This is a genomic window from Verrucomicrobiia bacterium (genome assembly GCA_035495615.1).
GTDB lineage: Bacteria > Omnitrophota > Omnitrophia > Omnitrophales > Aquincolibacteriaceae > DATJFP01.
Map to the genome: position 1 here is coordinate 21,413 of DATJFP010000023.1, position 10,850 is coordinate 32,262.

At 57.6% G+C, this 10,850-nt stretch carries 8 protein-coding genes and 1 pseudogene; all 9 read right to left on the bottom strand.

The window, feature by feature from the left end:
• Window positions 1-85: 85 nt before the first annotated feature.
• The 9 genes and pseudogenes from VL688_02840 to VL688_02880 all read right to left on the bottom strand — a co-directional run bounded on the left by VL688_02840 (window position 86) and on the right by VL688_02880 (window position 10,547).
• Entirely contained in the window at window positions 86-1,501 is a 1,416-nt protein-coding gene (locus tag VL688_02840) for an O-antigen ligase family protein (GenBank protein ID HTL46982.1), read from the bottom strand.
• The gene (locus VL688_02845; GenBank protein ID HTL46983.1) at window positions 1,479-2,969 is read right to left on the bottom strand and encodes an oligosaccharide flippase family protein; all 1,491 of its coding nucleotides are present in this window, start codon (window positions 2,967-2,969) and stop codon (window positions 1,479-1,481) included. Before VL688_02845 ends, VL688_02840 begins: the two co-directional genes overlap by 23 nt.
• A gap of 50 nt (window positions 2,970-3,019) precedes the next feature.
• Entirely contained in the window at window positions 3,020-4,834 is a 1,815-nt protein-coding gene (locus tag VL688_02850) for a polysaccharide biosynthesis tyrosine autokinase (protein HTL46984.1), read from the bottom strand.
• A 35-nt stretch (window positions 4,835-4,869) separates the two neighbouring features.
• Window positions 4,870-5,505, bottom strand: a complete 636-nt coding sequence (locus VL688_02855) for a polysaccharide biosynthesis/export family protein (protein ID HTL46985.1) — start codon at window positions 5,503-5,505, stop codon at window positions 4,870-4,872.
• Window positions 5,506-5,536: 31 nt separating this feature from the next.
• Window positions 5,537-6,808: an outer membrane beta-barrel protein gene (locus VL688_02860; protein ID HTL46986.1), complete on the bottom strand. Its 1,272-nt coding sequence runs from the start codon at window positions 6,806-6,808 to the stop codon at window positions 5,537-5,539.
• Window positions 6,809-7,172: 364 nt separating this feature from the next.
• Window positions 7,173-7,367, bottom strand: a pseudogene (locus VL688_02865) (cold shock domain-containing protein).
• Window positions 7,368-7,377: 10 nt separating this feature from the next.
• Window positions 7,378-8,556: a polysaccharide pyruvyl transferase family protein gene (locus VL688_02870; GenBank protein HTL46987.1), complete on the bottom strand. Its 1,179-nt coding sequence runs from the start codon at window positions 8,554-8,556 to the stop codon at window positions 7,378-7,380.
• Window positions 8,544-9,236, bottom strand: coding sequence for a GNAT family N-acetyltransferase (locus VL688_02875; GenBank protein ID HTL46988.1), 693 nt, complete (start codon window positions 9,234-9,236; stop codon window positions 8,544-8,546). Before VL688_02875 ends, VL688_02870 begins: the two co-directional genes overlap by 13 nt.
• Before the next feature lie 30 nt (window positions 9,237-9,266).
• On the bottom strand, window positions 9,267-10,547 hold the full coding sequence (locus tag VL688_02880; GenBank protein ID HTL46989.1) for a hypothetical protein: 1,281 nt from the start codon (window positions 10,545-10,547) through the stop codon (window positions 9,267-9,269).
• Window positions 10,548-10,850: the final 303 nt, after the last annotated feature.

A 10,850-nucleotide genomic window follows, 5' to 3' on the forward strand; every position in this document is an offset into this window, starting at 1 on the left:
CGCAAAGGACGATACAGCCATCGGGAGACGGTTTATTCGCGCATGGGAAAAATTCCCGGAGATTTGTCGGGGGACGGGAAAGGGCTTAGAGCGTGCCTTCGAGGACGGGCTCGGGCTCGGGTTCCGCTTCCCCCGTCGGATCGGGAACGATTTCCGGCTCAGGCTCTTCTTCCGGCGGAGGCGGATTGTCGTCTTCGGAAGAGGCCTGGTCGAGGATGTTCATGTTGCGGGCAAGCGCGATCAGGACCCAGAAATAAATCATGACGACGGTGTTGCGCAGGCTGTTGTCGGCGAATTGCCGGACCAGGAAGCCGGAGATCATGGCCACGGTACTCAATTGAAGCGAGAGGCCCAGCCTCGTCCGGCTCTGCTTATAATCGCGCCAGCTGCGCCGCAGCGTGGAAAACGCAAGAATCAGGTAACCGGCGCATCCGATGATGCCGGTCTCGGCCAGGAGCCGGAGATAATCGTTATGGGTCAAAATGCCGAATTCCGTCTCGATCATCGCAAGCCCGTGCCCGATCAAAGGCTCCTCTTTCACGAGCGGCCCGATTTCTTCCCAGGTGTTCAGCCGCCATTCCCACGCGGAGCGTCCGGCGGCATACTGGCTGTTGGGCTCGACGAGATCCATGATCCTGTTTCGCACCGCGGGCACGCCGAGAACGGCCACAAGCACGAGCGGCGGGATCAGCCCGAGCAGTTTGCGGTAGCGCAGCTTGCCGAGCAGGAGCATGGAAAGAACGAAGACGATCCAGGCGCCGCGCGAAAGCGTGAAAACGAAAATCACGAAGGCAAGAAAAGTAAACCCGCCCAGGAAACTCTTGTGGCCCATGGGAAAGCCCTCGAGCACCTGCACCACGGAAAAAATCAGGATGATCAGGAGATAAGAGCCGAACGCGTTCGGATGAAGAAAGGTCCCGACGATGCGGTCCTGGCCCGCGTCGTGAATGGTCCCGTGCCCTGTGACCAGCTGATAGTACGCGAGCAGGATCGGCAAAAGCGCCGACAGCAGGATGACCGTAAACGCATTTTTGATCTTGTCCTCGGTTGTGAACAAAAGCCGCGTGAGCACGTAGGCTGCGAAAACACTGAGCAGGCGCAGCCAGTCGGAAAAGCTGCCGACCATGTTCGGGCTGCGGAACATCGACAATCCGCAAAGCACGATGAAAAGGAGAAAGGGCTTGGAATCCTCGAGCTGCAAAGGATTGGCGCGGCGGTACAGAACGTAAAAGACGCCCAGGACGATGATGGCAATGCTGGCCAGCGCAGCCAGGTTCATGTCGCCGAAATTTTTCGCGTAGTCCAGCGAGGTCCGGATGAAAAGAAGCGCCATGAAGCCGACTTCGAAATTCAGGAAGAGCAGGGTCGTGTAGATGACCATGATCAAGCCGGCGATGACGTAGAGTCCGCTTCCGGCCACGGCGCCATAGAGGGAGAACGGCGCGAGCAAAAGAACGCCCAGGATCGCGAGTCCGGGATTACGAAACCGGCTTTTGGACAAGGGGCACCCCTTTTCGGAAAAAGGACTTGAAGCACCTTCCCGCGAGTTCCCACATGAAATGGCGCTCATGGTCTTTGGAGCTGACCCAGAACCAGACCGGCGCGAAAGCCAGGATAAGCGCGCGCGAGGCGATGCCGTCGAAGAAGGCCAGTCCCACGAACGCCAGTCCCGCCCAGAGCAGCGTCATCGACACCAGCCGCACGTTCTTGGGCGCGGTCCGTGCACCGAAATAATGGCGGGCCGCATAAATGTGCATCAGATAATTGGCCACGGCCGCGGCGGAAACGCCGACGGAAACGCCCATCAGTCCCCACCTGGGGAAAAGAAGGCGTGCCACGCCGAGCATGATCCCGCAGTAGATGCTGGAAATGATGGCAATGGCCTTGAGTTTGCCCTTGCCGGAAAGCGCGGCCGAATAGGAATAGCCCATGAGCACGAAGAGCGTGCCGATCAGCTGGACCTGGAGATACGGCACCGCGGGTTCGAAGTCTTTGCTGTAGCAAAGCAGGATGAGCAGCTCCGGCACGACCGCGATGAAAATCACGATGGGCACGAGCGCGAACATCAGAAAGCGCACGGAATCGTTGAGCGCGGTGCCGACTTCTTCGTTATTGCGCGCGCCCGCGATCAAAGGCAGCACATAGCCGCTGGTCGCCTGGATCGGGATGGACATGTAAACGGTCGTGAACGTCATGACCACCTGGTAGATGCCGAGGGTCGAAAGCCCCAGCCCATGCACGATCCACGCGGCGATCACGATGCGCATCACGTGCGTCAGCGCATCCTGGTAAATCTGCGCCAGCCCGAAGGAAAATTGTTCGCGCAGGGCCGGAAGGTCCACCCGCCCTCCGAAATGGAGGAAAGGACGGCGGGCGTTCAAAAGAAGATAAGAGAAAAGCGGTGCCACGAAAAAAAGAGCCATGGCCATGACCGCGCCCCACTCTTTGAAAAAATAAGTCACCACCGGAGTCACGACAAAAACAAGGGCATAGGCCCCCAGCGTGTACCGCGCAAAGGAAATGAAGTCCATGTTCCCTTTGACGATGGACGCCATGAGCGTCGCGATGCAGGCCAGCGGCAGGAGAATTCCCAGAAAGATCACGTACCTATAATAAGAAGGGTCCTGGAACAGCAGGCGTGAAATGGCCGGGGAAAAAATCACGACGGCCGCGCCGACCGTCAGCGCGGAAACGGCCATGAGAAAAAAAGAGGTCACGAGCACTTTGCGGTAAGCGGGAGTGGCTTCGCCCGTGAAGCGCTGCTCGGCGACCTGCTTGATGACTCCGCGCCGGGAGCCGAGGTCCCCCAGCGTGCGCAGGGCTTCGAAGAAAATCACCAGCTGCGTGAAAAAACCCGTGCCCGAGGGGCCGAGCACCAGCGCGATGCATTTCGTGCGCACAAACCGGATGGCCATTTCGCCGATGCTGACGCCGGTCAGAATGCTGGAACCTTTGACAATTGACTTCATGAGAGTAGAGTCCCGTCCTGTTTAGGAATACCGCGTGCTTTGGGGGGAATTTAATCGCGGTAATACCGGCTGTAATACTGATTGGTCTCGTCCTGGGTGGCGCTGTTCAGAACCACGCCGATCAGTTTCGTATTGGCGGCATGGACCATGCGGATCGACTTTTGAATAAGCCGGCCCTGCGTCACTCCGGTGCGGGTCACGAGAATCGCGCCGTAAAGGTGCGAGAGCAGGACCGAGGCATCGGAAAGCAGCGTGATCGGGGCCGTATCGTAAATGATCAAGTCGAAATATTTCCGCGTTTCCTGGATGAATTCCAGCGTCCGCGCGGAGCTCAAGAGCTCCGAGCCCATGATCACGCTTTCGCCGGGCGTGATGATCCACAGGTTCGGGATCTTCGTCTTCTGGACGATGTCCGTGAAGCGAAGGCCGTCGGTCAGAAACTGGCCCAGGCCGAGGCGCGTCGGCGTCTCGTAAGTGCGCTGCAGCCTTCCCCGCCGGATGTCGGTGTCGACCAGCAGGATTTTCTGTCCGAGCTGGGAAAGCGAGATCGCCAGATTCGAGGCAATGGTGCTTTTCCCTTCGTCGGGAATGGAGCTGACGACCGCGAAGTCTTTGAAGTACGGATTCTTTTCCGTAATCCATTTGAGCTGCGTGCGCAGCAGGCGGTAGGCCTCAGCCGAGCCCGACAGCGGCTTCTGCAGCACCAGGCGGTCCATCTTGGCAATTTTGTGGAAACCTTTCACATGGGCATCGTACGGAATGGCTCCCATGTAATTCTCGTTGCCGATGATTTTCTTCAGGTCGTCTTCGCTCTTGACGGTGTCGTCGAGGTAATCCACGAAAAATGCCAGGAAAATGCCCACCACGAGCCCGCCCATCAGCCCGACCAGGAGATCGCGCTTTTTGTTCGGAATCGAGGTTTCCGTCGGAGCCACGGCCGGATCGGCCACGACGATGTTGTTCATCTGCGAGCTGGAAAGAACCGACGTTTCCTGAATCTTGTGGAGGATGTCGCCGAGGAGCTTTTCTTCGTCCTCCGGCGCCGTTCCCGCGACGAGCTTGTTGATCGATTCCTCGAACTCGCCGTTATTGGACTTTTCCTTTTCAATCTGCTCGGACAACGAACGGATCTCGTCGCGGAGCATGATCATTTCATGGTGCTTGGGGCCGTACAGCGTGGCCAGATGATCGTGCTGCGCTTTCAGGCGGAGGTAATCTTCGTTGAGCGCGGCCATTCTCTGGTTGCGGATGAACCGCAGCGCCCGGCGCATCATGTTGTCGCGCGCATAGCGCTCGGCAATGGCGTTGGCGGCCTTCGCGGCCAGCTCCGCCTCCGGGTTATAAACGGAAATCTGCAGCGCCCGTGTGCCTTTCACGCGTTCGAGCTCAACGTCTTTGAGGAACAAGGCCAGCGCATCGGGCTTGGTGTCGCTGACAGGCTTGCCGTTCACGAAGGCGGAAACCTTTTTCATCCAAGCGCCGAAAGCGCGCTTCACCGGATGCGGCTCCTGCTGGTAGCGCGGCAGCTCGGCCATGTTGAGCTCGTCGAACACCTTTCCCGCGACGCTGCGCGAGAGGATGAGCGACATCTGGGTCTTGATGTAGTTTTCGAAGATGTCGTAGCTCACGCCCTTGGAAGAGTTGTCGGCGGGATTGAGCACGTCGGAGTCTTCGTTTTCGACGACGATGGTGGCCGACGCCTTATAAAGAGGCGTGGTCGTGAAGCTCATGACGCCGACGATGGCGGTCGTCAGCAGCGCAAAGCCGACGACGATCCATTTCCTCCGGAGGACGATCCTCCAGTAGTCCTTTAGATGCGTTTCTTGTGCGAAGTCAATCTGGGGCTGTACGGCTGTTGTAGACATAGTCCTCACCTCTTCTTATTAAAAAGTATGACTTTTTAGAAGAAACTCTTGGGAACGTTGATAATATCGCCGCCCTGGATCATGACGTTGTCTTTGGCCTTCCCGTCCATCATGTCCTGAATATTGGCTTCGATAGTTTGCTCCCCGCCATCTGCGTCCTTGCGAATGATCCGGACCTTCTTTTCATTGGCGACAGGCGTGAGCCCGCCGGCGATGGAAATGGCCTCCATCAATGAAAGCTGTCCGATGATCTCATAATTCCCGGGCTGGCGGACTTCGCCGAGCACGGAAAACCGGCTGTGTTCAAGGACGAAAATGGTAATGTGAGGGTTTTTGATGTAGCCGTCTTTGAGGATGTTTTCGACGAGCTGCTCGGCTTCGGAAACGGTCTTTCCCATCAGCTTGATGCGGCCCGCGAGTGGGTGCGTGATAAACCCCGTGTCATCCACACGAAAAGTCGATTGAAGATTGCCTTCGCCTAAAATCTTGATCTGCAGCAAATTCTCGGGCCCGATGGTGTAGCCCGGTTCGGCCGTGTCCTGCACGGCGTCAGGGAGTCCTCCTGTGAGCGGCTGTGCTGCGGCGGTGGCAGTCGCCGTTGCGAGCGCAAGGAAGAGCAGAATCAAGGTTTTGGGCGAAAATAACTTCTCGTGCTTTTCGTGTGGATTCATGGTTGTCACCTCGTTTTAATTGGGATCAACCTCAAACCTCGGCACGGATACCAAAACTGAGCAAGCTGCGCTCATAGTCCTGGTTGTCCGCGTCCGAATGGCGCGCGCTCCACCGGTAATCGGTGTAAAGACGCGCTCCCACCCTGCCGGGGATGAGGTAGTCAACTCCCACCTTGGGTTCCCAAAGGAAATCCAGGCGGCCGTTGGAATAGTGATGGAAAGCCGACGCGCCGGCGAGTGTTCCCGTAATCCTCTCGCTGAGCTTCCTTCTCCAGCCCACTTCGAGATCCGTGCGCGTAATAAAGCTGTTGTTGACCGTGACCGATTCCACGGGTTCACGCTTCGTGGAGGCGTAGAACCGGGAAATTTCCGAACGGCGGTATTCGATGTCCGCGCGCCACACGGGGCCCGTGAAGTCATCGCGCAGATCAGAATCGTAATTGCGGACTTGCCAGCCGCCCCAAACCTGATAGGTCACCAGGTCGCCTTGCCCGAGGAAGCCGCGCAGCCCCAGCGAAATCTGATGCGCGTCGCCGTTGCGATCTTCGATCTTGTTGTAATTGATGTTCGTGAGCTGGTATTCGACGAGCGCCTGCGTACGATCCCCCACGTTCACGCCGATCCTGGGCGAAATCCGCAGTTCGTACCGGTCGAAGACCTGGTTGGCTTCGTCGTCGAATTCGAGGTTGTAATGGCTGACTTCGGTTTCGGAGAACATCTGGCCGAAAGGAATAGTCAGCACGCCGTCGAGATAATTCTCGTAGCGTTCCGTGCGGGCCGTCAATTCGCTGTTGGACCGGTCCACGGTATCGCGGAACTCTTCATGAAGGTCCAAGCTGAAATTGTTGAAGTTGAACTGTCCGCCGCCCTGGAAGACCCAGTCGGTGTGGTTTTCGCTCGAATTCTTGGCGAACCACTCGGATTCACTGTGAACGCCGCCGTAGAGAAGATGCTTCTGGGCATCCAGAGGAACTTCGACGTCCGTGCCCCAGTTCAGGCGGTTGATGTAATCTTGGGACCGGTCCCTTTCGGTCAGAAACACGTTCGTGTCCCAGTCGCCGCTGTAGCCGACATACGGCTTCAACCGGACGCCTTCGTACGTCAGCCCCGGAGAATCATAATAGTCTTCGGGACGGAGGCCGGTGCGGCCGAGATAACGGTATTCTTCTGCGGATTTGGTTCCCTTGGACTTGAAAAAGCGGCCGCCCGACTGCGGCTCCGGCGCGTAAACGGCCAGCGCCATCGTGCTGCTCCAAAGTCCTACGATCGCCAACGCGATCAAGCTCCTGAAAAAGTTGCTCATTTTATTTCCTGCCACGGGAAACTCCTTTCGTTCGTTACGAGGCTCGTGCAAGAATTCCGGCCTTCGCCGCAGTTCCTGCAATTTGCCACATTGTGTGACCGGGGTCTACCGGTGAAATGCTGATTGAAACGTCCTCTTTTGCCTTACATTTGAGTAAGTTATATCAAACATCGGCTTAGGCCCCAAGTCTTTTTAGCATAATGTTTTGCAGGGTGTAGGGGTTTTCCTGACAGGGCTCTAAATCATGTAGTCCCCGCACTTTAAAAACATTGGAAAAAACCCTCAGCAGGCGGAACATTTACGCGCACCGGCGGATTTTTTTGATTTTCTTGGGATCTTTTTCCCTCGGCTCCGCGTCCGCGATTTTCGCGACCTTCACGGCTTTGGGCCCTTTCGGGGTCTGCTCGATCTCGAACTCCACGGTATCTCCCCGTTTCAAGGTCTTATAGCCCTCCACCTGGATCTCAGAAAAGTGCACGAAAAATTCCTGCTCGTCTTCCGAAAGAACGAACCCATACTTCATCGTGTTGTTGAACCATTTGACGGTGCCTTTAGCCATAACATCCCCTCTAGTTCATCCCGAAGTAGGTTGATAGTTTAGTTTCCGAGGTCCCGAGCCCAGCCTGGTAAAGCGGCCATTCTTTCGAGGCCTCGGGCGGTCCGATCACGTCGCAAAGCGAAGGCGAAGACGAAAAACAGGCGTGGCGGATGCCGCGCGTCCACGTCTCGAAAAAAGCCTGATTTTTGTGGTAAGAATTTGCGAGCAAAATGTTCGGCTTTCCCATGAGCGTGCACAGGATGTGGCCGTGCAGCCGGTTGGTAATCACCAGCCGGTAGGGGGCCATTTGCCGCACGCCGCGGAAAACAAGTTCGAGCGATTTCAGATGCAGGCCGCCATAAGGCAGGCCGCCGACTTCGCGCACGAGCCCTTCGAGGCAAGCGCGCTGGCTTTCGGGAATCAATTCGATCAGGCGCGCAACCGGAGGGCCCTGCCACAATCCGGAAAGGAAAGGGCATTTGCGGTAAAGCCTCTGAAGCCCGCGGGAAGCAAAGTTCATGGACCACCAGTCGCCGGAAACGATGCCGGGATTGCGGACACGCGGTATTCCCCGCCGCGTGTTCGCGGGCAATTCTTTGTCGTTGCGGCGGTGAAAAAAGATCTGCTGTCCCGCAAAGGGATCGTTCAGCTTCAGCCGGTCCGCGAAATAAAAGGACATGTCCGGCGCCTTGAGCACGCGGCACCGGTCGAATTGCCCGAGCGCGAAACGGTAGCTGATTTCGTCGCGCGCAAGGAGCGTCAGGTCCGGATGCGCGTTGAAAATGCGGCGCGCGCGGTCCAGCTTCGCGGGATCCCGGAAATAAATGCTCTGAGGCATGATGACGACCGGACGTTCCGGATGCGCCGCGATCACCTTCTCGCGGAAATGCTGGTGGTATCCCCACAGGTCGCCGAGATTGCCTCCGCCCGTAAAAAGAATCGGGCCCTGGGATTCGGCCGTAAGTTTCCGGGGCGTGTAGCTGCCAGCATGGGCCACGTAAGGGATCCGGGCTTTTTTGACTTCGAGCAGCCAGGCGGTCAAGGCGGACCAGATGAGGTGGTCGCCGATGTTGTAAAACAGCGGGTAATCCATGATCGCACAGGAGTCGAAATCCGGAAGCGTCTCCAGGACGTCCGTGAGCGCGGCGCGCACTTTCAGCGAATCGTTGGCGTCTTCGGGAAGGATTTGGGTTTCCGTCATGCCGGACATGAGCCGATCCATTCGTTGAGGGTCGTTAATTCCTTCCTTGTGCCCCGCAGGCATTGCCGGAGGCTTCCGATCTGATACAGATGAAGGACGTCGATCGCTCCGAATCCCTGCCCCTGGTAGAGCACGACGCAGGAAAGATTGGACGGCGGCACGCAGGCGATCAAGGTGGCGACGCCGGCATTGGCCAGGCACGCGGCGGCATAATTGAGCAGGATTGGCGCGAGCCCCAGCCCGCGGTACTGCCGGTAGGTGTAAGAATCGTAGAAGCATCCTTCGTCTTTCTCCAACGTTCCCAGGACCGCTTCATGCTTGGTGCCGTGAAGATGGCTGAACACGTCGAAATTCACCCAGAGAAAAGCCGCGACCTCGTCGCCCTGCACCGCGCAATAAACCGCGTGCCCGTCCTCCAGCCTGTTCCGGTAGACTTCGGGCATGAAACGCTCGGGATGCGCTTTGATCGCGTGCAGGTCATGGGCCATCGCGCGCCGCAGCGTGAATCCATCGAACTGCACCTGTTCCGGAGCGCCGGGAAAAAGATTTTTGCGGAAGACGATGAGGTCCGCCTGGTACTTGGAGCGCGAAGGGACGTATCGCATCATCGCGTTCAGCACGCGGAAAAAAGCCGCCATGCGCGGGTAAGAAAGCCGCGGAGTGCTCGGTTTGGATTTGATGAGGTTCATGGGCGCATCCTGGCGGAACCGGCGCGGAGTTCAGGCAGCCAGCGCATGGCGAGCCTCCGCCGCGGCCGAGAGCCGCTTCAAAAGGGACTTTTGCTCCCGGTACAGGTACTTCACGCCGTCGGGCAGCGCGTCGTATAAATTTTTGACCGCGTGATAAGTCCGGGCCTTGTTCCGTATTTCATCCAACAGGCCTTTCATGAAAGGGTCGCGCCGCAGGTTCGGGTAATCGCACATGCGTTCCCACAATTCCCCCGGCCGGCTTTCCGCGGCCCGCGACACGGCACTCACGAGGCGCCGGCGGTTTTGGCGGATCCTGTTTTCGTCGAGCCCGACGAGCGCCGGATTCAGCCCCAGATTTTTGAGCAGCGCGTAATATTCCAGGCACGATTCACAGCCGTAGCACCAGCGCTCGCCGCGGTTTTTCCAGCAGGAGTACTGATACTGGGCAAGGCGGGGATGCTCGAGATAAAGCTCGCGGCACACGTCTTCCTTGAGCTGGTTTCCGAGACGCGGCTCATAAACCAGCCCGCGCGCGATTTCGCCGTAAGCGGAAGTCATGGCCGGCGAGAAGCAGAAATACTCGTGCGGGAAATTCATTTTTTCGTTGCCGCTGAGAATGCGCCGCAGGCCGAGCTGCTCGGCGACGGGAAAGAAAAAAGACAGAAAAAAAGGAAGCAGGAGCACGCTGTTGATCATGGAGACGCCGGGCTTCAGATACGGCTTCCAGGCGTTCGGATCGATGATCTCGCGGAAATTCGACCGGACCTTCAGCAGTTCGAGCCCCAGATCGCCGCGCACCTGCTCGTCCATCCGGAATTTTTCGCGGTTTTTCTCGGGATTGGAGCCGGACCAGGCCGGCCCGCCGAAAGAAGCAAGGACCGGCTTTTCCCCATGATTCAGGAGATGCGCGAGCGTCAGCAGCGATTCCGTGCCTCCGCCGAAGCACAGCGCGCTTTGCATGCCGGTGATGGCCTGGTAATCCGGATAAATGGGCCCGTTGGTGAGGTCAAAGCCAAAGCGCCGGTAATTCTGGACCGCCGCGATCGAAATGACCCGGCGCCATCCCTCGAGGACGCCCTCGTCGATCTTGACCGGCAGCTTGATCTCCGCCCCAAGCGCTGCGAAGGCGAGGCAAAGGGGAAAAAGGGCTTCGGCCACCTTGCCGTTCGACGCCGTGATGCGGCGGATCCCGGGGTACTCGACCCAATAGGAATTTTTTTTGAAGACGTAATTCGGAGACCAGGAAAAACAGACGCGGTTCCCTTTGATCTCCGGCAACTTTAACTGGACGACCGGCTGCGATTTCATCATGGCGCTAATCTAGCGATTTCCCGGGGGTTAACTATCAGGGCTTACCTCGTTCTTAGACCGGGGAAATTCCTTGAATGGGACGACGAGAACAATTTGACAACTCGTCGTCATGCGGTGAGGACATGATTCAAGGCCTCACCGCTTTTTTTGATAATTGAACTCATGGTTTGGCACGGTGAAGCCCAGAAGCATGGCTTCACCTGGTGACGGCGAGATTGATAATTGGGCTCGCCTTAATCACGGTGAAGCCCAGAAGCTTGGCTTCACCTGGTGACGGCGAGATTGATAATTGGGCTCGCCTTA

Excerpts from the sequence above, each read along its gene's own strand:
- VL688_02850 (HTL46984.1), bottom strand. The coding sequence starts at position 4,834 with ATGTCTACAACAGCCGTACAGCCCCAGATTGACTTCGCACAAGAAACG.
- VL688_02880 (HTL46989.1), bottom strand. The coding sequence starts at position 10,547 with ATGATGAAATCGCAGCCGGTCGTCCAGTTAAAGTTGCCGGAGATCAAA.
- VL688_02870 (HTL46987.1), bottom strand. The coding sequence starts at position 8,556 with ATGTCCGGCATGACGGAAACCCAAATCCTTCCCGAAGACGCCAACGAT.
- VL688_02845 (HTL46983.1), bottom strand. The coding sequence starts at position 2,969 with ATGAAGTCAATTGTCAAAGGTTCCAGCATTCTGACCGGCGTCAGCATC.
- VL688_02860 (HTL46986.1), bottom strand. The coding sequence starts at position 6,808 with ATGAGCAACTTTTTCAGGAGCTTGATCGCGTTGGCGATCGTAGGACTT.
- VL688_02875 (HTL46988.1), bottom strand. The coding sequence starts at position 9,236 with ATGAACCTCATCAAATCCAAACCGAGCACTCCGCGGCTTTCTTACCCG.
- VL688_02855 (HTL46985.1), bottom strand. The coding sequence starts at position 5,505 with ATGAATCCACACGAAAAGCACGAGAAGTTATTTTCGCCCAAAACCTTG.